Source organism: Clostridiaceae bacterium, from assembly GCA_012840395.1.
GTDB lineage: Bacteria > Bacillota > Clostridia > Acetivibrionales > DULL01 > DULL01.
In genome coordinates this window covers 1-24242 of sequence record DULL01000044.1, presented here as the reverse complement: position 1 = coordinate 24242, position 24242 = coordinate 1, and the positions used below count along the sequence as shown (strand labels likewise).

Sequence of the window (24242 nt, the reverse complement as noted above, 5' to 3'; positions counted from 1 at the left end):
AATTCCAATAATGCAGTTCTTCTTACCTTCATGCTTCCAAGTTTTATAGCTGGTAGTAAACCTGCCTTAATTAAACTGTAAATGTAAGCTGAATTACATTTAACCAGTTCAGCAACTTCACTTACAGAAATTGGTTGGTAAGTCCTGTCTCAGAATACTCGAGAGTAATCTCCGGAGGTGTTATGTCATAATAATACTTAACACTTACATATCCGGAAGTATTTCCGCTATCGTCTTTAAATCTTGCATATATTGTGTGTTCACCTTCAGTAGCTTCAAAAGCAACTGTTTTTTGCCCGGTTAGTTCTTCCCATGAACCTTCTGTATCATCAACCTTTATCTGCATGTAAATATTTGATGAGTAGTCATCTTCGGCATCGATATTAATTGTTACATTATTATTGTTAATATAATATAAATCTACTGATTTGGAAATTCTTCCTACAGGTGCTTTAGTATCGGCAATAAATGGATTTGATTTGAATATGGTTTCATTTCCTGCCAGATCTGTTGCAACTATATATAAATTTTAGTTTGATCAAGGTTTTCTATTACAATATGATTATCTGTCAAATCAAGTAAATCTTCAGGACAGTTCTCTTTATCAGAAATTGCATACTTTTTGGTAATCTGGTCATAAGTTGTTGTTTCATCACTTATATATATATTTACATCATAATAAGTCATACCTATATTATTCATGTTCCCGTTAGGTGAAATAGACACGCTGGGATGTATATTATCTATATTAAAGCCCTCAGTACTTGCTATTCCCATATTCCCAACTTTATCAATGGCTTTTATATGAAGATAATATGTACCTGAAACATCTGATGGAGTTGTAAAGCTTACCGCAGAAGTAATTCTCCATTGCTCACTATCTATGTCAGGTTTTTCTGCAGAAGTGCTCCAAATGTAATAATACTTGTCAACACCCGCATATGGATCAGTTACATTTATATCCACCTTATAACTTTTCTGGTAAGAGAAACCGTTTAAAGGTGTAAAAACAACCTGAGGAGCAACAGTATCCATGGCAAGGTTTTCTATGGTTTTTGTGCTTGTATTACCTACTTTGTCTGTGGCGGTTATGATTAATATGTAAACTCCATCTTCTGAAGGAATTGGAATGCCCTGGTCTGCATTGCCTGAAAGTATTGTAATGTCATCTTTTTTCCACTCATAAGTAAATGTGTCAAGACCGGAGTGCATATCTTCAGCTGTAGCCGTAACAGACTTGACAATATCTGTACCGGTTATTTTTTCTGCATTGGCTGTAATAGCCGGACCGACAAAATCAAAATAATATACATAAGGTGATTTTTGCACAGCTTCATTATCAACATTATCTTTAAGCTTAATGTGTAGCTCATATACTCCCGAGCTTGCCGGCAAAGGCACTTTGTTTGTGCCGATATCTACATTTGATGCTGCAGGAAAAGTTGGAATGTCATTGACGGCAGTCCATACAGAGTAAATTTCTTTTACACCGGAGATATTGTCTGTAGGAGATAGTATTATTTCATTAGGTTTCTGCCATCCCTCCGGTGCTACAGGAAAGGTTGCAACAGGAGCTGTAGTATCAATGCTTATATATTTATTATCCAGGAAGTTGTTATATTTATTTGTACTATAGCTTGGAGAAGTGGTTGCATCATTTGAAACACTGTCAACAATCCCTGTAAAATCGATTGAAGTAATTGCAATATTTTGCTTATCGTCTCCCTCTGCTACTGTGTAATAAAAGCTTGCAACCTTTGTATCACTTGTTGTCTGCCGAATATAACCTGCACTTTTGCCATTGCTTAAATTAATTTTAGGTGTACCGTTTACGTTAATATTTTCATGGAAAGTAACATCAAATTGCAAGGTTTCTCCAGCTTTATATACCGCATTTGTGCTTGCTGATGTTGTAAAATTTGTAATCTCCGGAGGTTTGTTGTCTACATAAAAACCGTTGGATAAGTTTAGGCTCTCATTAACTGTAAGAGAATTGCCTGCATCATCTGCCACAACAATCCCGCTCAGTCCTGTAACTGTAACTGACAGATTATCCCCAAGAATAGTAGTAGAAGGTAATGTAAAATCATAATAAAGTGTTGTTCCGTCAGCACTCTGTCCTGCATAACTACTATGTGAGTTAAACTCCTGTGTTCCCACTTTAAATTTAATATATCCTTTTGAAGTAACATTGACCGGCTCTGAAAATACTACATTATACCTTATTGTTTCACCAACTTTGTATTTCCTGTCAGGTGACGATGCAGGCAATGTTGCAATATAGGTTGGCTTTGTGGAATCCTTTACTTTAAGAACAAAATCACGCATTGAAGGATGAGTTGCTGCCAGGTTGTCATCATTTTTGGCTTCAAAAACCAGGTATACAGTTCCTTTGGGAACAGTGTAATCGCTAAAGGATAACTGTTCATTATGCGTACCTACTTTATATTTATCATAATCTACAGTTTTATTTCCAATATTTGTGCCTGAAGCATTATAGAATGTTGTTCTTAAGTATGCAATCATGTAACATGAAGGCTGTGCCCAGAAATACCCGCTGGCATCAATCTTTATTTCTCCATTATTAATACGGTATTGATCCCGTGCAGAAAACGTAAAAGTTTGTTTTGCATACATAGGATCATTGGATGTTCCCTTAAATTCACCGTTATAATCACCTTTGTTCCATTTAGCTTTTGTCAATTCCCACCCGCTTTCATTTGACGGTTTTGGATTTACTAATACATTGGTGTTATAACCATATGCATTTACATAAGGAATGTCACTGTTAACAAAAATAAACACAACAGCAATTATAATTGCTGTGAAAACGAAAAAACTTTTTTTAGTGAAACCTCTCATAATATCATTTTTCTCCTCTCTTGATCCATATTATGTCAAATATACTGCTTTGCCAAAAAAAACAGTCTGTGCAGTTTTCAATATTGAGTTCAATTTCTTCAAAAGGTAATATCTCTACCATCTTACTTATAACATCATCCCCTTTAAAAACCAGAATTCCATTGACAGTAGTTTCCTTACTGTTAAATAATCTTAAAGTCTGTTCATCTATATATGTGATGTATACAGGATAATCATTCTTCAGACTATCCAGCAGAAGCTCAAAATCAAGGATCCCATACCCATAGCTGGTATCATATCCGGCATCACCTGAATCAACAGAAGCTTCCTTTAAATAATTCATAAAATTAAAAACCGACATGTTTTTATTAAACCCTTTAGCTATTGCGGCTGCTTCTGATACTCTTGCAGCTGAAAAGCTTGTCCCTTGTTCCCGGCTTGATGTAACCACAAAAACCGAATTATTTCTTTGAGAAAATTTTGCAATTACATTATCTTCGTTAACAGAGCCAACCCCTACCACATTTTCATAACCTGCCGGATAATAAACCTTGTTTGCCTTATAATTAAGCTCGCCGTCATTTCCAACTGCCGAAATGATAATTGCACTCTTGTAAGTTGCATAATCAATAGCATCTTTAAGTTCCTTGGAATCAGGCATTCCAATACTGATATTAATGACACGGCAGTTAAAATCATCAACAGCTTTATAGATGGCTTTAATAATAGCTGAATTATCGTTTATTTGATTTAATTCAGTACACTTTAAAGGAATTATTTTGGCGTTAGGAGCAACCTCCAGAATAATGCCTGCAATTTTAGTTCCGTGTCCCTTGTTGTCCGTTGTATCCATGTTATCTTCCAAAAAATTATAACCCTCAAGAACATTTTCGCTAATTTTATTTACTCCGGAATCAATAATTCCTACAATCACACCATATCCCAGATTATCTTCATTAGCGGCAATAGAAGAAGTTGCTGCAAAACAGATAGTTTTTGCAGATAAGAATATGCTTGCAGATGAAAATATGATTGTTGTACAAAGTAATAAAAGGATGAATTTTCTCATAATATCAATTTTTTTCATAATAGCATATAAATTATCTATCCATCGTGGAATAATACTCTTTATCACAGCTACATAAACCTTCTCACCAACGGGAGCATAGCCCAAAACCCATTCAAAAGGCTTTATAAAGCTCCCCAGAGGAAATATAGGGATTCTTTTACCTGATTCGGTTAAGATAGTATCTTGTGTTGCGCATTCTTTTGCAAAATTTCCAATTTCTCCTATAATTTCATAACCTCCGCCTGGATATTTTTCATTCATTCTATGTTTTGAAAAATAGGCTACTTTTGTATGACTATGGCGCTCTGTAACATAAAGTAAGTCATGGTGTTGGCTATAACCCTGACTATAATAAAATTTATAAGACAAAAATACACCTTCTTCAAAATTATTGGCACATCGAAATTGCTGGTGCTTTAAGTTTGTTATGAGGATTATATCAAAGAGAAATGAATAAGAGAGAAAATATCGAATTTGACCATTTTATTGGCGAAATTATCCTTTACATTATTCCCTAATTTATTCCATACTTTCTTTTCCTTCATATACGGGTACTGCAGCCATAAGTACAAATTCTACATCATCATACTTTACCTTCAAAAAACCGCCATATGATTCAACAATCTTTTTAACATTCTGTATACCAAGGCCGTGAAATTTACCTTCTTTTGAAGATATGTAACGCCCATTTTGGATAACCGGCAGACTGTTATGGGCATTTCTTACTATTAAAAGCCATTGACCATTTATTGTTTCTGCCCGAATAGATATATAAGACAATTCTGGATTATCTATCTTTCTGGAAGCATCAAGGGCATTATCCAGGGCATTGCCAAGAGCTATGCATAAATCGCTGTCATTCATTGGAGCCTGTTTACTGATGCTGCATTGGCTTTCATAAGAAATCCCCGACTCGTTAGCACGAAGATAATAATACCCTATAATGGAGTTTGCCACCACATTCTCACAAAAAACCGGGAGAGGCTTCATTTCTGTCCTTTCAGCATATTCATTCAAAAATTCTTTTAGTTCGGAATATTTGTTCTCTTCAACCAGTCTGAGCATAACCCCTATAAAGTGGCGGAAATCATGTTTTATTTCCCGTATTTCATTCATCTGCCCGCCTAATGCAATATAGTATTCTTTCTGCATTTCAAGTTGCTTTTTTGCCATCTCCAGCCGTGAAGAGGACTGTGTAAAATCATCATACAGGTCCGCTGTTCGCATTGAATAGACCCAGGTTATTATAGTTGAAAATATTGTGAAAAAAAGCAGTAAAATAAGGGACATATCCATATATATCTTTCCATTGATATAATAGCTGTCTATCGTAAGTCCCAAAATAACAAAGATTATGCTCCAATAAATAACCATACCGTACTTCTCAAGTCTTTGACTGTCACGGTATATTTTTATAAACAGATAAATGTCCAAAACATACGTTAACATTGGTATAATTACCGATAGATAATAATTGTAGATTTCATTTGGCACTAATAAGTAAATTAGATAAAGAATAATATAATAGGCCAGGAAGCCTTCTTTCTCTTTATGATTAAAATTAATGCCGCACTGTTCCTGCACAAGATAAATCAGAAGATATTTTAATGTAAAAGTGGTCAGATACATAAGTTCATTTATTGATTCATAGGAGAGATTAAAGAAAAAAACCTGCTGCCAATAGCTATAAAACTCCGATGTCATCATCATTCTAAGCAATATTAACAAAATCATAACCGGCATCCAAAAAGAATGGAGTTTTTTCCTGACATATGCTACGTACATAACCAGTAGACTGATAAAAGAAAACAACGCAAATCCAAAGAGAATAAAACGTATCATGTTTCGGGTTATGCTTTTATCTATTATGTGGTTATAATCTCCTATAACCGGTGTCATATAGAGACCTGAAAAACGGGTAGTTGATACTTCTATCACAACCTCATGTGCTGTACCGGAAGACAGTTTCACAGGGTATAAATCCGCTTTTGGAACAGTAAATATCTTTTTCAGGTCACTGGAAATTATTCCGCTTTTTGAAGCAAGCTGCCCGTCGATAAAAACCTGATAGGCTCCGCCATAGTCCGGTATATATATTGTTACCTCATTGTCGACATACTCTAATCCTTCAATAATAAGCCTGTAGCTGCCATATCCTTCTGCTGGAAGTTTTTTACCATTAACCATATAATTAGACCAGGAGTCCGGCACTTTTATTAAAAAAGGCAGTACCTTTTCCTGACCGGCATCATCCAGCCCTGGATTTCCCTGTTCTTTATCAGATACGATGAAGTGGTTCCAATAAAACTCCCATTGTCCGTCCAAATAAATGCTTTTATTTAACTTAATTCCTTTATCTTTCTTGTCTAGACCTGGCAACTTTTCCAGTCCTGATAAATTCATCCTGCCTTCTATTGATACAGGCGTACCTGTTATATGGTGGTAATAATATGTAAAAACTACCGGGAAATTCATGAAAACCACCGTCAATACAAGGCCAAGTATAAGATAATTTCTGCGATTCAACACTTTAATCATGAAATTGTCCTCTAATATTCATACGTTCAAAAAGATAGGTGAAATATTTGTCTTTTGAATCTTTGATATACTTCTTAGATATGTTTATAGCAACTTTACCAACCATAAAATGACTTTCTGCTACTTCAGTAATATGACTTATATTGACTATATAGCTCTGATGGCAACGGATAAATAAATCTTCCGGAAGCTGTTTATATATCCCGTCTAATTTCCCATAACATTGCAATATAGACTTATCTGCCATATAAAAATAAATAGTTTTGTCTCTACTTTCTATATATAATATGTCCTTACAATATACACGATAATTAGTGGATTTATATTTAAAACTTATTTGCTGATGACGTTCACCGGCAATGTCCGCCAAAGCCCTGTCCAATATTTTGTTCAGCTTTTCAGTGTTTAAAGGCTTAAGGATATAATTAAAGGCAAATAAGTCATAAGCATCCGGGTAATGTTCATTGCTGGACGTAATAAATACTAATTTTACATCCTTCATGGTCTCCCGTAACTTCCTGGCAATTTCTATTCCGTTTTGGGCTGGCATATAAATATCCAAAAAAATAATATCAAAAAGTATTCTTTTTTCTTCACATTCGCTAAGCAAAGATTCCCCGTTGGTGTAAGCCAGTATTTGAAAAGAAGGATCATATTCATATAAAGCTTTCGATAAAATTCTTATATCTTCCCCACTATCGTCACAAATGCCAATATTAATAGTCATGAATTGACTCCCCTAACTCTGGAATCCTGCTTGCAATAAATTGCCCGCATAAATATTTCTTATATATAAAATAAATCGTTTTGAAAAACCGTAGTGCTATTATATCATAAATATTTGAATTTTATCAAAAGGAGATTTGATTAATTTCTCTGATTTGTTAATTTCATTTTCGGCTATATCCATTTTATCTGTGAATTTATCCAATACATCAGAAAACTCTGCTACCTTAAGATTCTTAAGTTTTTCCAGGACACGTGCAGAAAGCACCATCATATCCTGTCGAGTAATATTTTCTGTAGGATTGAACCGGTTGTTGCCGATGCCTTTTGTTATTCCAAGTTCTTTAACAATGCCTACCTCATTATAGTAATAGGCATTCTTATCTATATCTTCAAAGTTGCTATCAAATGGGAACAGAAATAACTTTTCTGTTTCCGTCAATGTACCATAAGGTTATATGCTCCGGATCTTTTAATTCCTTCGCTGTTGCAACATAGGGTATAGTTACAGTTACCGGAGCACTATCGTTCTTTCAGGATGTTTGTTTTCCATCTATCACTAAATTCAATTGTATGACAGGATGGTCGCCTATCTGAACCTGTAAATCTGCATCTAATTCCCGCTTATCAACAGAAGCTATTGTAAGCGAAAATTTGCCTGCAAACCTGATGCCGTAATCTTCTCCGTCAGTTATCTATCTATTAACTATATAGTACATTTATACCCGGAAGTTCAGGTGAAAGAGTCCTTTGTTTGATTATGCCCTCACCTGCTTTTAATATCTGTTTTATCTCATCAGAATCAGGGTTCCGTGCATTGGCGGTAATAGACCCATATTTAGGATTGATATAAGGTCCCTCCATATGGATTCCGGCTATTACACTACCATACTTGCACCTAGCGGCTGCCTCTTTGATTTTTTGAATACCCGAAATTATCTTATCCCATTCTACATGGTATGCAATGGTTGCCAGCAAGCTGGTGGTTCCATGATTAAGGTGGCATATTGCGGCATCGTAAGGATTATCGAAAAAAAATATCCTCCGCCTCCATAGCAGTGAATGTCAACAAATCCTGGCCCAATGTAACATCCTTCTGCATCAATAATCTTTGCACCTGCGGGCAGAATAATTTCCTGTCTGGCACCGCAAGCTTCAATTCTGTCATTACCTATTACCACAGCGCCATCATCTATTATGCGGTCTTCAATAATCAATTTTCCATTTATAATGGCTGTTTTCCCTGAATATTCCTCTGCCATATTGATTGACCTCCTTTTATTCTGTTTTTATATAAATTCATGGTAGGAAGCCTGCCGACATATTCTTCAGTATCGCTGTCGGTAACCGGGCCAAGGGCTTTGATGAATGCATTAATCAATCTGTTAAGGTCGTCTGAGGCAAAGTTAATCAACGTTTCATCTTCATAGCCATCAACGCTTACCGACTCAGGCAACTCTACTCCTATCCTGATTGCTCCACAGATTTTCGCCAATATTTCTCGAGCCTCTCCGTGGGTTATACGCTTGTAAGGCTCCCAGTATTTTTTATTCTGGTCATGAGCATTCTCAGTTGGCTTTAAAACGGCATGTTTAACCACAAATGCATAATCAGCCTCATCTACGGGCATGGTTGGCCAGTTTTCTATTTGACGGTATCCATCCAATTCCTGCTCACTGGGTGCTTCGAGACCGTAACCCTCCATGGCTTTGACTATTTCATGGGCAAAATTCATCATATTAACAAATCTTACTATTTCATTGCCTTGTATGTGTTGATTCCAATGACTGCCAGGAGGAGCCATCACCGCTCCATATTCGATGACAGTGCCATTGTTCATCAGGATACCATTTACCCTAAGCTCGCATCCATAGTTAACGACTAATTTTTTATCACTGGCAACCGTAAGAGTATTGCCTTCATCGACACATTTTTCGCTGGTACCTATTACAATATCATCAGTGATTGTAATGTTATCTTTAATATTTATCTCTGTAATGTATTTTTTAGCAAGAGCTTCGATTAATTCATTATAAGTTTTCACGTCTACACTGCTTATACCCAGTGCTTTATCAAATCTTTCAAAAAGGCCGTTTAATTCATTACCCCATTCATACCATGTAATGCCAATAAAGCCGTCAGGATCAAATATACCTTTCTCGATTCCATTGATGACACCTGCTTTGGCAAAGTGCATAACTGCTTCATGATATGGAGCACTTTCTGGAACATCTTCAAAGGTAATATCCGGATTTATACTTTCATCAAGCTTTTCCGGCATATCTCCCTTACCAAGCATATTGTACAGTGCAACCACTGCTTCAGCGCGGGTAATGAGTTCTTCCGGTTGGATTCTGCCATCCCCTGTTCCTTCAATTAATCCGTTCTTAATCATCCAGGCCATAGCATGAACCCGTTCGTTATCCCATTCAATCTCACCCTGTTCATTTCTCCACGACATATCAAACCAGTCTTTATAGGTTTCTTCGTAATTCCTTATATCATCTTCCGAAGGCTCGTCAAGCCCGAAGTCCTTATATTTCTCATATAGTGCCCTTGCAAAGTCGGTACGCCTTGCATAACGCAGTACGGGATTGCCGCTGATATTCTCTTCACCTTCAATATTAACATGGCCCCCTCTTCACTGATTAAACCGTTATTGATGATATTACCGCCTTTAGCTATGAGCTCACCGCTTAATACGTTAATCTTCCCATGGTTCTGGAGACTACCATCTACTTGAATCCGTCCTTCGCCGGTAATATTTATGGTTCCATAACCAGTATCATCTCTGTTTACAACCAGCGTTCCTTCAATATCAAGCATGCCTTTAACATCGAGCATGCCGGAGACCGAAACTGTAAGTTTAATACCTTCAGGTACTATAAGGATGTTGGCATAATCATAGGTCCTGACATCGAAACCTCCTGCAATGCGAACTTAAATCTGCTTGACGAATTGCACCAAAAGCACGGTTTATTACCGCTGCCATTTCCGCTCTCAGCAGATTTCCTCCAGGATTCAGTTTGCCGTCACTTCCCCTTAAAAGGCCATTTTCTACGGCTGCTTTTAAAGCCTTTGCCGACCAGTGTTCCGGCGCAGGCGTGTCCTGGAAATCTTCGGATGAAGCCGCACTCACGTCAAGAGGCAGTGTACTGACAATCATAATAATTGCAAGTATAAGAGCAAATGCTTTTTTGACCATAGCTTTCTACACCATCTTTCCTCGATCTTTTTTCTTTCTTGCTTTTTTACTTTTTTTCAATGGGATTTCTTTTCTCTTTTTCTAAGACTTCATTTATATGGACTTTTTCTCAGGTTCGATAATTATTTCTGAAATATCTCTTTGTAAGCTTTACATTGGAATATTACAATATGGAGAATAATATAAGATTTTCAATGCATAGACATTACATAATGTGCCACAGATGTGTCTAATGATGTAAATTTATTGTCATATTTCGTTATTAAAGCTTGTATTAATATAGAAGAAATTTGCAACAATATGCATTATGTTTAATTTACAGCAATGGAATATATTCCTCAATAGAAATCAGCAAGATTTTTTTACATATCCCCCCTATTTTCATCATTACAGGTATTCCATAGGTTTTGCTAATACAAATTAAAAGCCTGATCCGCTCTCTTTATTATATTATCATATTATTATATTATGTTTTCCTCCATATGGAATATATAATATTTTTTTATTTATATAATTATACAAGTCGACAGCTAACAAAACGACTAACATAACTAAAAAAACAATTAACATTTTGTCAAATTATAAACCATTCTGTATCGGTTTGTCGTTTTGTTGGTCCTTACGGTGAGAATATTTTTCGTCAAGTTTAAAGCCCAAGTTCAAAGAAAACTACTACAATCGAAAAAATTTTTTCAACTTAGGCTTTCTAATCGGCCTGACTATAGGGATGTGACAAGGGAACTGTGACAAGAGAAGTGACAAGGGAACGGATGTGATAACATTCCCGCCCCCTTGTCACCTGGAAACGCTGTCACCTGCATGGAAACATATCCATGGTGCATTTTTTTATCTCCTGCCGCCACGTTTTATGAAATCCTCTTCAATAGGGTCTTTCCAGTTTTCAGATATTTTTCGATTGGAACGAAATTCTTTCACCACATCGTTAACTACAGTATAACTAAGTAAAATACCTTCGCTATCCGCATTATAATCAACTGCCCTATCCCCGCAGATACCAAATCGTTCAGCAGTTGCTACAGCGTCAATGTTTGCCCCAAGAAAAATAAACTCCCATCCATATTTGTTTTTCTGGTGTTCTATCATTTGACGTACTTTTTCATAGCTATATTCCCGGCTGGCATTTTCCATACCATCAGTTATTATTACAAACATAACATGTTCCGCACGTTCATCCTCTGCAGTATGCTTTTGCACATTTATTATTTTATTGATAGTCCTGCCAACAGCATCCAATAATGCAGTACTGCCCCGAACATAATATTCTTTATCTGTTATTGGTGCTATACCCCGGATATTAATGCGGTCATGCAGCAATTCATACCTGTCGTCAAAAAGTACAGTGGTTACTATAGCCTCTCCAGATTCTTTCCTTTGCTTTTCAAGCATCCCATTGAAACCGCCTATTGTGTCACTTTCAAGGCCGCTCATTGAACCGCTTCTGTCTAAAATAAAAACCAGCTCAGTTAATCCCTTTTTCATTGTGTCATCCTCCCACCATCAAATTAATTTCATTTATCGTGATTTAAGAATAACATTATAGATAAGCAAGCTGGTCGCATGGGAGGCGACATTAAACAAATTGAATTAACTTGCTGGTATTTTGTACCCTGTCAACGCAACAGAGAATCTGGAAGATTACGATTATTATGGATTTAATATATTATTTACTTATACTTCTATACACCTAGAAGATCCTGGTCAAAAGTAAACAAAGCTTCATTTATCTCAAAAATATTGTAGTTTCCTTCTTCAATGAAGTATTCTATAATAATGTCAAATTTGCTGCTGTGGGAAAGTGCATAACCGGCTTTGAGCAACAGGTCTTTAGTTTCATCAAGATTCAGTTTAAGAGCAATGGCAAAAGCAATTGCGGTACGCTTGCTAGGTTTGTAGTAAATATTATTGCGAATTTTTGAAAAAAGTTTCCGGTCAACATTAGCTCTTTTATAGACTTCTGTATCTGTCATTCCCTTTTCGTCTATTAAACGCAACAACATTTGTGAGAAGGTTTCATCCATATTATTTATTACATCATTTAGACTACGTTTGCGCTTTTTTGCAGTTTCAAAAACCTCCGCCGGTGCCATCATCCGGTTATCTATATATTTCACTATATCGGGCTGTTCTTCTTCAACCCTGCTTCTTCGTTCAATAAAATGATCTTTTATGTACTTGTCATCGATATATTTTTTTATAGACTTGAAGAGCTTTTCAGATATTATAAGCGATGCCTTATCGTATATAACAAGAAAAACCAACATTTCATTATTATTTAACAGAAAGTCTCCAATAACCGAAATTGCAGTCCTTAGTGCCTTATCTTTGGGATAACCGTATGCACCTGTAGAAATCAGCGGAAATGCAATGCTCTCCAGGTTGTATATTTTAGCCAAGTTAAGAGAATTTCTGTAACAGGCTGCAAGTAAAGCTTCTTCATTATGGTTTCCTCCTTGCCAGATCGGCCCCACAGTATGTATTACATACTTAGCAGGAAGTTTATATCCTTTTGTTATCTTTGCCTGGCCTACCTGGCAGCCTCCAAGTGTACGGCATTCTTCAAGTAATTCAGGTCCTGCTGCCCGATGGATTGCCCCATCAACTCCTCCGCCACCAAGCAGGGAAGGGTTTGCGGCATTGACAATAGCATCAGCATGAACTTTTGTTATATCATTACGTATTATTTCAAGTGGCATTACTCTACCCCCTTGTATCATATTCATGCATGATTCTGTTGCACTTTATAGTTAACTTTTACAATTTACAATTATTATACTGCAAATATGAAGCAATATGAAGCCTGCCAGGACCTTATTACAGGTGAAAGAAGTTATTATTAATTAATCATAAAAATACAGTTTCGATCGTTTTCTTTAGCTTTGTATAAAGCTTTATCAGCAGTATCGAAAAATTCCTCAATTGAAGATTCATCAGATGGAATTATAGTATTGACCCCAAGACTTATTGTCACATGGTCGGCTGCTGAGGAATAGGCATGTTCAATATTGAGCTTTTCCACATCTCTTCTCGTATCTTCAGCAAAACTGAATGCCTTTTCTTTATCAGTATATGGAAGCAAAATAGCGAATTCATCTCCCCCATATCTCGCTACAGTAAAATGTGACCTTTCTGCAAAATTTGAAAGAACTTCGGCAATCTTTTTTATGCAACTGTCTCCTGCCCTGTGTCCATAGTTATCATTATATTCCTTGAAAAAGTCAATATCTAATATAATTAGCGAGAAAGGTTCATGTTGATGTTTGCACCTATTCCACTCTTCTTTGACGATTATATCAAACATTGTGCGATTGGAGATACCCGTCAGATAATCAATATAAGATAGTTTCTCCAATTCTTTATTTAACCTTTCCAATTCATCATTCTTTTCTTGTATTTCCTTACTCTTGATAAAATCCTCTATACGGTTTCTATACCTCATATACGAAATAACCCAGGAGATTATAATGAATATTGTACTGTTAACATAGTTCCCAAACAGTATTCCGCCGGATTTCTGAAAAAGCGGCATCAGAGCAATAAATAGAGCATGTGTAACCGTATAGGCTGCTAAAAGAATAAAGGGCTTATAGAAGGGAGTTACTGCAACTGCTAGCACTGCTACAGTATAAACAATGATCTGCCCATTGTATGTTAACTGATCCAGCAAAGATATACCTGCACACCATGATAATATGAAAATTACAAATGATGTACCTGCAATTTGAATATTTGTACAGTATTTTTGTACATCCTTCCCCAGTCTTATATATAGTGTCAGATAGAATACCATGGCAATAATCATTGTTATGTACATGATTCCATAATATCTGTCTGGCAGCCTGAGAAAATTCTTCCCTTTAACTGATAAAAAAACTGCAAGCATTATGATTTCCACTACCAGGAAACATAATGATGTAATCTTTGCCCTTCCTAAGTTAACTCTTGCAGTTTCAATGTCAAATTCCCTTTTATATTTATCTTGAATCGATAGAAATAAAAATTCTCTAAGTTTAGTCAGAATTTCATGAAATCTAAAAAAGGGTTTTTTCTTCTTCACTTCTTCACCTTCATCCTGAACAATAATTCATAATTATTGCAATCCTGTTTACTATGGATTTCATGCAGTTCTTCTTTATTTCATTATTTCAATTTAATTATTAATTATTTCATTGCATTTGCAGCATTTTCCAACCGCTTCCTATGAAATATATTGAATATGCAATGATAAATACGCCTAATGCTATAATAACCCAGCGATATATTCTGTCATCAATCAGTTTTTTGCCCTTGGAAAATGCCGTGGATACTGCCGTATACCAGACAAAGTCGGATGAAATATGTCCCATGAAAAAGAAGATGACTCCTATCAACCCTAAAGTATAAGCCTGGCGTATTGATTCCATCCCCGTTGACGCCCACCAGAGAATAAAGTATGGATTGGTAGCGCTTACAAGTATTCCTGTCAGTACCAGGTTCTTCAGCCTTAAGGTTTTTCCCTGTATATTTCCTGTTTTTTGATTTTCTAAAGAAATTGTCTTATTAATTCCGGATTTCAACATTCCGTATCCCATCCAGGCAAGAAAAGCACCACCGAACAAGCCGATAAATCCTGCGACTGTTGGATTAGAGAAGAAATCTTTCAGTCCGAAGGTCATAATGATAATTAGTATGAGTTCCAATATTCCATGTCCTGATACTATTAAAGGGCCTGTTGTCCATCCTTTCTTAAGACTTCCGTCAATTGTAACTCCCAGCATAGGCCCAGGCATCATTGCTCCTGAAAAACCTATCAGGAAGGCACTTATGAAAATTCCCCACAAAGCCATTTTCACACATCTACCTTTCTACTGTTCTACCATGCTACAATTCTGCCATTCAAAGCAGGTTTAAATTCTACTTCCTCTACTTTTACAGTAAACCATAATTCTGCTAATACATTCTGCCTATACTTTGTTAACCCATCTTATTCTTCTTTATCTTTACCTTCATTTTTCACCTCTATTATCTTTTCTGCAATAGAGTATAATCTTTCTCTTACCAATATCTTTTCCTTCCATCCTGCCGGAATGGCTTCATGGCCATAAAACACTCCAGCCAAACCGCCAGTTATTGCGGCTATAGTGTCTGTATCACCTCCAAGGTTAGCCGCTTCACATACAGCATCCTCAAAGGAAGAAGTGTTAATAAAACACCATAATGCACATATCAAGGTGTCAACCACATATCCCGTTGGCATTAATTCTTTTTTTGACAAATGAAACACTTGCTTATACTCGGGATATTGTTCGATATATTCTATTATAGCAGCTATTTTTGATTTTTCATAATTTAGATAATGATAGGCTAAAAGATTATAAAACTGGCAGGCATCCGTTGCTTTCTGGTCATAATGGGTAAGAAGACTTTGAGATGTGGTTATCTCAAGCATTTTTTCAATATCATCGTAATATAATGCCACCGGCAAACATCTCATGAGAGAACCATTTCCGGCACTCATGCCCCCTGTAGCTTCATGGGCATATAAGGCTGCTTTAGTCCAGTCTTTGCTTCGTTTATACTCACCAAGAGCAATTCTGATAATGTTGCCGATGTCCTTAGGCCTGCTGTCATACCATTTTATGAAGTGTTTCCCGATATCTTCAACAGGATTGTCCGGGTTATCCAGAATGCCTTCTGCCACAGCAATAGTCATCATTGTATCATCAGTCACTTCTCCAGGTTCTAAATCCCAGCAGCCTCCGCCGATAATATCTTTTAAGTATCCATATTCCCTTTCAATTTCATACTTTGACATAAACTCAAGTGTTCCGCCCAGAGCATCACCGCATGCGACTCCGAAAAGCCCCCCGAGGATACGGTTGTTTTTGTTCACTTGATACACTACCTTTAGTTTGAAATTCATGTTAATAAAGTTACTTTATTTTATTTAATTATAGCAGATTCAGTTTTATATTTTTATTGTATAATAAAATGATTTTTTCTAATTTCAATCATTTATACTTTTTGGAGTCCACCCAGCCTCAAAGCCGTTGAATTTGGCACAATTATACATTTTAACAATTTTTTTCGGATGATAGATCTTATATTCCTTTTTTACAATGTATATATTGTTGGAATGAGTTACTATATAATCATTTTGAGCAAGTAGTTTACCTATATAATTTTTTTCTGCTAACCTATCACTTTTACTACTATTACACTGACTGCAACTTAATACAAAATTCCAGAGTTTATCATCCCTCACGAACACCCAGGGAATAAAATGATCAACTACCATTGAAGTACTTAATTTCCGTCCACAATAAAAACAATTGCATCTGTTGAAATTCTCATATAATAAATCTCTATAAACAGTAAGATTACTTCTTTTAGTTGCATAGTCAAGTTTTTCTACCAAAGAATTTGAATCCTCTTCTTTGTTAACTTTCTCAAGAAACTTAATCCACTCATAATGATTGAGCTTCAATAAAATATATTTATATTTTTTGAAAAAACTCAATACATCTGGATGCAGTTTCAATATTTCCTTTGCCAGGTCAAATGAATAAAAAGTTCCACCGGTATCACCATAAATAGCTCCTATAACATTTCTTTTACATTTTTGCTTAACTATATTTATAATCTGAATTTTAATTTTTTCATCAATAGCTTCAAAGCTCATATGGCGGGATAAAGCAGGATATTTTTCAATAAATGTATCAAAAATGATTTCAATGCTTGTCTTTTTCTCAGTATTATTAATTCCAGTATCTCCTTGTTTAAGTTTATATCTAATCACTAAATACCAGTAAATTTCTGAAAATTTTTCGTAAATATGGTCAAAACTTAAATACCCTTCTTCATCAACATTAAATATGTTTTCAAGAAGAGATTTTATAAAGCAAAACTTATAACTTGTTCTATTCACAGATTTGGTAGAAAAGATGTAATTAAATTTCATCCATATCTCGTCTTCTGAAAGGTGTTCTTTTGTATATTCACCTCTCTGCAATTTCCATCCTTCCATATTGTGACTCCCCACTTATCTCTTATACAAATTCACAGATAACTTTATGGTATTTACAATTTAATAGTGCGTGAGAATAACCAGGATTGGTACAAAAGATGCGGGCTTCTTATCAAACTCATATCCCACATTTCTTACACATATTACTATTCCTCATTAACAATCTCCAGGAGTTTCTCCCTTCTCAGGTTATCTAATGTTCTATCACAATCCAATTTGACTGCCCATTCATAGATACATATTGACGACCATCCCGTTACATCCTGTCCCCACTGATTATAGGTTCAGCATGTTACAAATATAACTACTCTACCCCAAGTGCCTTAAATACCGCATCCTCAGCGCTCTGATAGAAAGAAATCTGGAACTTTGAAAACAATTCAGGAGGAACAGTAGGAATATCTACCGCAGAAGTCAACGGAAGAAGTACTTTTTTTGCTCCCGCATCAAAACACACCTGCAACACATTTGCCAGTTCCTCAACCTTTATAATTGTACCGCCTATACTAAGGGAACCCAAAACAACCAATTGGCTAAGAGGTGGCTTACCTAAGGCTCCTGAACATAAAGCCACAAAAGCCGCTAGAGCAAATTCAGAGGCCATCCCTACTCCGTGTATATCCTGTATATGCATTAAGTAATCCTTTGTAGTAACACTTATGCTGCCACTTACCTTTTTGCTGTTCGCTCTGAAGTATCTGAAGGCTGTTTCAATACTTTCTTTTGCTTCCCTGTCAGAACCAAGTCCCGTCTTTTCAAATTTACCGGTACCTGATATTACCTGGGTTTCAATTTTATAAACACCTATCATACCTGACTTTCCTCTGGCAATAGTATACAAATGACCTGGTTTACCCATACCTTCAGGAATTATTTTACCACCGCCCTGTTCCGGAACTGAAACAAATTCCTCATTCATTGTTTCATTATCTATATATGAGAAATGGACATCATAAAACTCCATGCCACCTATTTTCTTTAACTGTTCTTTAACACGCCTTCTGCCTACCAGTGCATAACGCAATATTTCTTCGATATCGTCTCTTGTAAACTCACCGTTAGGGTATATGAGCTTTACAAGTCCTGATACTGTCTTTCTTACTGCAATAACATCTCTTTGATTCAAATTGTTTCCCAGTTTAAAGAACTTATCCAAAGCATCAGAAAAAGACCGTTTTCTCATTTCTCTTATAAACTCAGATATATAATCTGTAATAAAGCCGTATTCATCTGTAAAAAATTCAGGACGCATTTTGGGTATCTCCCATCCGGGTATATAATAATGCATCCTGTCAAAAAACGCAGTGTCATTTGCCATTGCCTCAGGAAAGGGCTCAAATAGGTGGGATGTTTTCAGGAGTATATCTACACTTTGGTTAATATTTCCCACAAATACCATAGAAGCAGAGGCATTCTTCTCTTCCTTCCCTCTGGCAAAGGACCCAGATGCCATGTAATCCTTCATTATCTGTATCCCATCTTTATCTTTAAATGTAATGCCCGCTACCTCGTCAAAGGCCACACAATCCCAAAGTCCAACAAGGCCAATCTGTCTGGAAGCCATATTATAAAATAAATTAGCTACAGTCGTTTGACCTCCCGATACCAGTATGCTGTTTGGCGATATTTCTTTATAAATATGAGATTTTCCTGTGCCTCGAGGTCCCAATTCACACAGGTTATAATTGTTTTCCACAAGAGGTATCATTCTGGCTAAAAGATGCCACTTTACAGTGTTTTCAAACCTCGTAGGTTCCATTCCAACTGAGCGTAACAGAACATCTATCCATTCATCTTTTGTGAAATTTTTTCTTCCGTTCATTATCTCTTCCATGTCAAGATTAGGCATTTGTATGGGAGTCAAATTGCTAATATTAAAAGGGCTTGTCCCTTTGGCTTCTTCATCATAATAATAATCCATTTTGATAATGCACCATATTCCCCCGCAAAGAAGTTTTTCATATTGTTTTATATATGCAGGGGAAATTTCCACTCCCTTTATCCCTAAATTTGAAAATTCGGCCTCGTATACATCTTTCTTTTCATTGAGTTTTACACTAACCTTGTCTATAACGGTATACTTCCCTATTTCCCTTATCTTGGATTTTACTTTCTCTGCTTCATCAGGACGCACAAAATTTTCAGCCAGGATTCTTTTTACTGTTTCAACGCCCTCGGTTATACCTTCTTCATCATCTGTTGCGCAATACATGCCCAGAAGATATTCAAGAACATAAACGGGTACATTTGCTCCTTCTTTTATCTTTTTTGTCAGGTCCTTTCTTACAACCCTGCCGGCAAAATATTGATTAAGTTTCCTGCTTAATTCATCCATATATCTCCCACACCTTAAAATCCAAATTCATCACTAATGGCTATATCAATAATAAAAGGAATCCTATCATATATCTTTTCTACAGTTTCATCTTCGTCTTCCATGACAAGATAATATTTCTTGGTTTTGTCATATTTTTTGTTCTTTAATACAAATTTTTCCCTAAAACTTCTATCCTCATAGGTTTCCGACCTGCTGTCGGCAATAATAATATTTTCATTGGATATGCGGTTTCCATCTTCATCTTCAAAATATACTTTCAGTCTCATTGGTACACGCTTTTCTTCTATCTTCTCGGTCTGAAAAAATTCAAGATAAGATATGATGTTGGTTATCTTTCTGGTTATGCTTGTAAGTTTTACATCAACTTTTCTCACTTCATTTTTACCATTCCTGCTCCTATCATTCTTAAATTTAACAACAGGAATAAGAATCTCCTGCAAGGATGTACCACCATGCACATATTTGGCTCCTGCGCCCTGTACCTTAAATCTGTTTACACCTCTTGGTGATACATATTTTAGGTTAGTACCAGGTCCAAGCAAGTACTCCATACTAAACGATAAGATTCCCTCCAACTCAACAGGTTTTGTACTAAGTACAAACCGTCTGTTTTCATAAGCATCTTCAATGGAACCTTTTGTTATCTTATCGCTTTCCATGAGGCTTCCTCGTTTATATATAAATCCATGGTCGGCAGTTATTATGATATTTATAGCCGAAACATTATTTACCAGGCTATTTATTAGCATTATTAATTCTTCAAAGGCTTTTTCTGCTGCATCAAAAACTTCCCTTTCGGTTTTGCTGTCATCTCCTCTTGCATCAATGGTATTGTGATATATATATATTAGTTCTTTACCGCTTAAGATTTTACGCATATCATCCCGCTTCATCTCAATAACATCCATAAACTGTACAGCTATTGATTTATGGATGTTATTATTTAAAATCTTATTCCTGTTATCCGTACCTTCTGAAGAAACACCGTCTACATATACCTTATAATCCTCATCCATGGTAATAGACTTATGAGGTAAAAGAGATGCCATGCCAATGCGGGTACTGGACGGTATGCAGCCTTGCATATATGCAATCTCCGCAGACCCTTTTCTCTCTTTGTTGAGCAGGTTGCAAAACTCCCTGGCAGTCTCATAACGAAGCGCATCTGAAATAATAACAAATACCCTTTCACCACGGCTCATAAAAGGTTTTATGTAAGTACTGTAAAAATCTTTCTGCATAATCATACCTGGAATTTTCCAATTCCCATTTAGGGTTTCCAGACTATCAGCCCACTTAATGGAAAGTGTATTAAGGAAAGCGTTAACATAGACATTTTCAACCTTATCCCTTAATTCCATCAGCAGCTCCTTGTTTTGAAGCCTGTCAAAAGAATAATAGAATTTTCTGTAGGCAGTATCCAGCTTATAATACTGTTTCGCATATTTTTCAGCGAACTCTGATGGAGTATATTGCTTTATGTCATTACTTACATTTTTCCAGGAATCAAATAGCTCAATAGACCAATAAATACTCTCATATTCGAATTTATAGAAATTGTACCAGTGCTTTGGTCTTCTTTCCTGAATAATATCCCTGTACTTATCAAATTCTCCTATATCAAATACCAAGTGTTCTTTTAGCTTCTTTATTATTGCCTCATCAAAGGCTTTGAAAGTATCACATTTTATATAGTCTTCTATATCCCACATTTTCACATGGTCAGACACTTTCAGTTTCTCTTCTATGTTGTTTGCCAGTATATTATAATCTTTAGAGTAGAGGGAGTGGTTCATGAAGTTGCTTATGAATACCACACAGTCAGTCTTTCTCGGAGAAACATATTTCCTCCAGGTTTCAGGCAACTGACTGTTAAGTGAATATGCAACATTTGTAATAAACATAAATATTGCCAATTTTTCGAGAGTAGGTTCCCTATCGCAATACCCATAGTATTTATCAGCAAGTTTCCATAGTACCTCTAACCTTCCAAATTTCTCGATAGCTTCCAGGTATCTGTTGTTTTCTAAATCTTCTTCCATTAAAAGCACTCTTAAAACTTCATCAAAATCCGGATAAGGCAGCTTGCACAATACCGATAGCACAGCCACATCTACCAGTTCTTCTGTGTACCTTTCTATTTCATACCCTTTGAAAATTCTATACCTGTCTTTGTTATTGAAGAATTTTATATACTTACTGAATGTGTTCCTTAAACTCTCATCCGAAATATTTAAGTCTCTCATAATAACAGTGGACTTGTCAGTTGAGAATTCCATATTGTATTTCAATACATCCAGTAAGTAATTCTCTCTGGGATTTGGTTTTCCAAAAGGTGCATAAATAAGATAATTTGATTCAGGGTCTGCTTTTTCCAACTGGTATTTTACAAAAAAATAATTATTTTTATTTAATTTAAGTATCTTGGCATTTTCAAAATTTAGTGTATCAATATCTTCCTTAAATTCTCCATTATCGTCATACCAGAATACTATATGACGTTTCTTGCCTTCACTTAATTCTTTACTAAATGTATCTTCAAGCAAAGTTTTTATTTGATTTAAGTCCATAGCAATCCTTCCTTCAATTACAAATGTATAAAATTGTCTTAGTGCATTGTCATCTGTTTAAAAGGCTTTTTTGTCCCTGTTGTTGCTTGATCTTTTTATTTTGTTTTCAATTTTACAATATCTTTGCCAGCAAATCAGCTTTCAATGGCTTCCTGCCTTCTCCCTGGGGTATCTCAATACCCTGGAACCTGGCATAATTTTCTTTTACTCCGTCATCTAAATCTATTTTTATCCTCTGGTTTGCAACATGGGCAATTACCTGGTCATACTGCAGACACTCTTCCATCTGCTTCACTATCTGTTCCTTCTTCCCTCTTGCATTGGCTTTCTCCCTCTGAGATGCATTGGAGTCAATTATAATATCCAGCCTTTTAATCTCAGCTTCATAGGACTTTTGTAACCTATGAAGATAGTCGGTTCTAACCCTCGCTACAGTAAATTCGTCATAGCGGTGCATATAGATAAGGGCTTTAAAACCATCCTGTTTTCCTGAATCGAATAACCAATAAATAGGTCTTTTCTGGTATGCCTGTACATGGTCTTTATAGAAATCCTTCATAAAGTATCTTCGTATAGCCTGTCTTGATGTTTCGGAAGGTTTTCTTCCTAATGCTTCTGCAATGTAGTCCAGGTTTTCTTCCAAAGTATCCCCGCTAAATATTACCTTCAGAAACTCGACAAACCTGCTGACAATGTCATCCTCAAAATATTCATCATCGGTAATGGGCAGTACATTATCCATATCAGGTGCAAAGGTAGCATCAACCCATGTATCCTCAATTACCTTACCTTCTTCATCTTTTACTGTCTTTCTCACTTTCCACTGTCCGTTATCATACTTCCACCTGTCATTGAAGTCCCCGCCGGCATAAATAAGGCCTTCTGCATCAATGGAATATCGTCCAAACATACAACCTACCGCATAGGAGATAAAGGATTTAATATCCCTTATCCTGTCTGCTTTTCTGATGGTTATATTCTTGTCCTCCACTTCGGGAGTGAGTTCATCCTGCAAGCCATATATTTCAATGAATATGCGGTTTAGTTCCTCCTCGTTGGCTTTTAGCTGGTTAAACTGTCTTTCTGTAAAGGTTGTCCAGTTATTGAAGGCTTGTTCTATCGTTGTGCAATTGCCCTTATGAATGAGCAACGGGTGCTTTTTGAAATCCCAGGATGTTTCAAAGGAGTCCCATTCACTGCGGGATAATTGAATATTCTCTTTAACCAAATCATCAATTAATACTTTCATATTAACATCCGGCAATATAACTGGCATTGAAGCAATATCTCCAACTTGAAAACTTATAGTAGGATTTAGAACATTTATAAGAATAGTTGAAATTTTTGCACATAACAGTCCCGTTAAGAATAAATGGTATTCTTCCTGAGGAAATAAAGATGATCCACTTACATCAAAAATAAAACCTTGATCAGAATATCTAACTCCAAAATATGATGAACTTACAAATGACCATGTTATACTTCTCTTAAAGTAAAACGCAGTATTTTGGGGTCTTGACTTTAACTTACCATCTTTATCTCTATAGTTTTTTATCTCAAAACCATCATTTTCCCAATTAACTATATATTCATTATTACCATACCATTTTCTGTATTCTCCGCCCTTATTATACGGAAACCATTTTAACTTGCTCCCGGCTGCTTTTTCACAATTCGGATAACCAAAACCTATTTTATTAAATGCAACTTCATGCCATAACCTTAAGAATATATCATTATTCCCTGTTTGCAAGCCCACTTTGGGCTCTGCGAAGTTATCCAATGGTTTTCCTTTTATAAAGCAGCTAATCACATGATTACTTATCCAATAAGCTATAGGTATGCCAGGTATTTTAAAGAAATATTCTTTTTTTGCTTCATAATGCCCCACTTTCTCAAAAAACCATTTT

At 35.9% G+C, this 24242-nt stretch carries 21 protein-coding genes; all 21 read right to left on the bottom strand.

Features of this window, described 5'->3' with window-relative positions; translation table 11 throughout:
• Nucleotides 1-131, bottom strand: a 131-nt coding sequence (locus tag GXX20_05525; protein HHW31119.1) for a helix-turn-helix domain-containing protein, incomplete at its 3' end; no start/stop codon positions are given.
• A complete protein-coding gene (locus GXX20_05520; protein ID HHW31118.1) occupies nt 122-346 on the bottom strand; it encodes a hypothetical protein in 225 nt (74 codons plus the stop codon). The genes GXX20_05520 and GXX20_05525, both read right to left, overlap by 10 nt.
• 170 nt (nt 347-516) lie before the next feature.
• Nucleotides 517-2862, bottom strand: a complete 2346-nt coding sequence (locus GXX20_05515) for a hypothetical protein (GenBank protein ID HHW31117.1) — start codon at nt 2860-2862, stop codon at nt 517-519.
• 4 nt (nt 2863-2866) lie between these two features.
• A complete protein-coding gene (locus tag GXX20_05510) occupies nt 2867-4300 on the bottom strand; it encodes a S8 family serine peptidase (protein ID HHW31116.1) in 1434 nt (477 codons plus the stop codon).
• Between the two features lie 150 nt (nt 4301-4450).
• Nucleotides 4451-6469 (bottom strand): GHKL domain-containing protein, encoded by a 2019-nt coding sequence (locus tag GXX20_05505; protein HHW31115.1) that lies wholly within the window; start codon nt 6467-6469, stop codon nt 4451-4453.
• A complete protein-coding gene (locus GXX20_05500; protein HHW31114.1) occupies nt 6462-7196 on the bottom strand; it encodes a response regulator in 735 nt (244 codons plus the stop codon). Before GXX20_05500 ends, GXX20_05505 begins: the two co-directional genes overlap by 8 nt.
• 99 nt (nt 7197-7295) lie before the next feature.
• Entirely contained in the window at nt 7296-7637 is a 342-nt protein-coding gene (locus GXX20_05495) for an S-layer homology domain-containing protein (GenBank protein HHW31113.1), read from the bottom strand.
• Between the two features lie 260 nt (nt 7638-7897).
• Complete coding sequence (locus GXX20_05490) at nt 7898-8173, bottom strand: hypothetical protein (GenBank protein HHW31112.1); 276 nt, start codon at nt 8171-8173, stop codon at nt 7898-7900.
• On the bottom strand, nt 8146-8457 hold the full coding sequence (locus tag GXX20_05485) for a hypothetical protein (GenBank protein HHW31111.1): 312 nt from the start codon (nt 8455-8457) through the stop codon (nt 8146-8148). The genes GXX20_05490 and GXX20_05485 overlap by 28 nt, the downstream gene beginning before the upstream one ends.
• On the bottom strand, nt 8421-9656 hold the full coding sequence (locus GXX20_05480; protein ID HHW31110.1) for an S-layer homology domain-containing protein: 1236 nt from the start codon (nt 9654-9656) through the stop codon (nt 8421-8423). The genes GXX20_05485 and GXX20_05480 overlap by 37 nt, the downstream gene beginning before the upstream one ends.
• 35 nt (nt 9657-9691) lie before the next feature.
• Nucleotides 9692-10021 (bottom strand): hypothetical protein, encoded by a 330-nt coding sequence (locus tag GXX20_05475; protein HHW31109.1) that lies wholly within the window; start codon nt 10019-10021, stop codon nt 9692-9694.
• Nucleotides 10022-10097: 76 nt separating this feature from the next.
• Nucleotides 10098-10400, bottom strand: a complete 303-nt coding sequence (locus GXX20_05470) for an S-layer homology domain-containing protein (protein ID HHW31108.1) — start codon at nt 10398-10400, stop codon at nt 10098-10100.
• A gap of 846 nt (nt 10401-11246) precedes the next feature.
• The gene (locus tag GXX20_05465) at nt 11247-11900 is read right to left on the bottom strand and encodes a VWA domain-containing protein (protein HHW31107.1); all 654 of its coding nucleotides are present in this window, start codon (nt 11898-11900) and stop codon (nt 11247-11249) included.
• Between the two features lie 197 nt (nt 11901-12097).
• Nucleotides 12098-13114 carry an O-acetyl-ADP-ribose deacetylase gene (locus tag GXX20_05460; protein ID HHW31106.1) on the bottom strand — a complete coding sequence of 339 codons (1017 nt, stop codon included), beginning with the start codon at nt 13112-13114 and terminating at the stop codon, nt 12098-12100.
• A 140-nt stretch (nt 13115-13254) separates the two neighbouring features.
• Nucleotides 13255-14475, bottom strand: a complete 1221-nt coding sequence (locus GXX20_05455; GenBank protein ID HHW31105.1) for a GGDEF domain-containing protein — start codon at nt 14473-14475, stop codon at nt 13255-13257.
• 109 nt (nt 14476-14584) lie between these two features.
• Nucleotides 14585-15244: a LysE family transporter gene (locus GXX20_05450; GenBank protein ID HHW31104.1), complete on the bottom strand. Its 660-nt coding sequence runs from the start codon at nt 15242-15244 to the stop codon at nt 14585-14587.
• 137 nt (nt 15245-15381) lie between these two features.
• Nucleotides 15382-16290 (bottom strand): ADP-ribosyl-[dinitrogen reductase] hydrolase, encoded by a 909-nt coding sequence (locus GXX20_05445; protein HHW31103.1) that lies wholly within the window; start codon nt 16288-16290, stop codon nt 15382-15384.
• Between the two features lie 114 nt (nt 16291-16404).
• Nucleotides 16405-17424: an HNH endonuclease gene (locus GXX20_05440; protein HHW31102.1), complete on the bottom strand. Its 1020-nt coding sequence runs from the start codon at nt 17422-17424 to the stop codon at nt 16405-16407.
• Between the two features lie 304 nt (nt 17425-17728).
• Nucleotides 17729-19759, bottom strand: coding sequence for a protease Lon-related BREX system protein BrxL (gene brxL, locus GXX20_05435; GenBank protein HHW31101.1), 2031 nt, complete (start codon nt 19757-19759; stop codon nt 17729-17731).
• A 14-nt stretch (nt 19760-19773) separates the two neighbouring features.
• On the bottom strand, nt 19774-22332 hold the full coding sequence (gene pglZ / locus GXX20_05430) for a BREX-1 system phosphatase PglZ type A (GenBank protein HHW31100.1): 2559 nt from the start codon (nt 22330-22332) through the stop codon (nt 19774-19776).
• Between the two features lie 112 nt (nt 22333-22444).
• Nucleotides 22445-24242, bottom strand: a 1798-nt coding sequence (gene pglX, locus GXX20_05425; protein ID HHW31099.1) for a BREX-1 system adenine-specific DNA-methyltransferase PglX, incomplete at its 5' end; no start/stop codon positions are given.

Excerpts from the sequence above, each read along its gene's own strand:
- GXX20_05520 (HHW31118.1), bottom strand. The coding sequence starts at position 346 with ATGCAGATAAAGGTTGATGATACAGAAGGTTCATGGGAAGAACTAACC.
- GXX20_05515 (HHW31117.1), bottom strand. The coding sequence starts at position 2,862 with ATGAGAGGTTTCACTAAAAAAAGTTTTTTCGTTTTCACAGCAATTATA.
- GXX20_05505 (HHW31115.1), bottom strand. The coding sequence starts at position 6,469 with ATGATTAAAGTGTTGAATCGCAGAAATTATCTTATACTTGGCCTTGTA.
- GXX20_05500 (HHW31114.1), bottom strand. The coding sequence starts at position 7,196 with ATGACTATTAATATTGGCATTTGTGACGATAGTGGGGAAGATATAAGA.
- GXX20_05485 (HHW31111.1), bottom strand. The coding sequence starts at position 8,457 with ATGGCAGAGGAATATTCAGGGAAAACAGCCATTATAAATGGAAAATTG.
- GXX20_05480 (HHW31110.1), bottom strand. The coding sequence starts at position 9,656 with ATGTCGTGGAGAAATGAACAGGGTGAGATTGAATGGGATAACGAACGG.
- GXX20_05475 (HHW31109.1), bottom strand. The coding sequence starts at position 10,021 with ATGCTTGATATTGAAGGAACGCTGGTTGTAAACAGAGATGATACTGGT.
- GXX20_05470 (HHW31108.1), bottom strand. The coding sequence starts at position 10,400 with ATGGTCAAAAAAGCATTTGCTCTTATACTTGCAATTATTATGATTGTC.
- GXX20_05465 (HHW31107.1), bottom strand. The coding sequence starts at position 11,900 with ATGAAAAAGGGATTAACTGAGCTGGTTTTTATTTTAGACAGAAGCGGT.
- GXX20_05460 (HHW31106.1), bottom strand. The coding sequence starts at position 13,114 with ATGCCACTTGAAATAATACGTAATGATATAACAAAAGTTCATGCTGAT.
- GXX20_05450 (HHW31104.1), bottom strand. The coding sequence starts at position 15,244 with ATGGCTTTGTGGGGAATTTTCATAAGTGCCTTCCTGATAGGTTTTTCA.
- GXX20_05440 (HHW31102.1), bottom strand. The coding sequence starts at position 17,424 with ATGGAAGGATGGAAATTGCAGAGAGGTGAATATACAAAAGAACACCTT.
- brxL (HHW31101.1), bottom strand. The coding sequence starts at position 19,759 with ATGGATGAATTAAGCAGGAAACTTAATCAATATTTTGCCGGCAGGGTT.
- pglZ (HHW31100.1), bottom strand. The coding sequence starts at position 22,332 with ATGGACTTAAATCAAATAAAAACTTTGCTTGAAGATACATTTAGTAAA.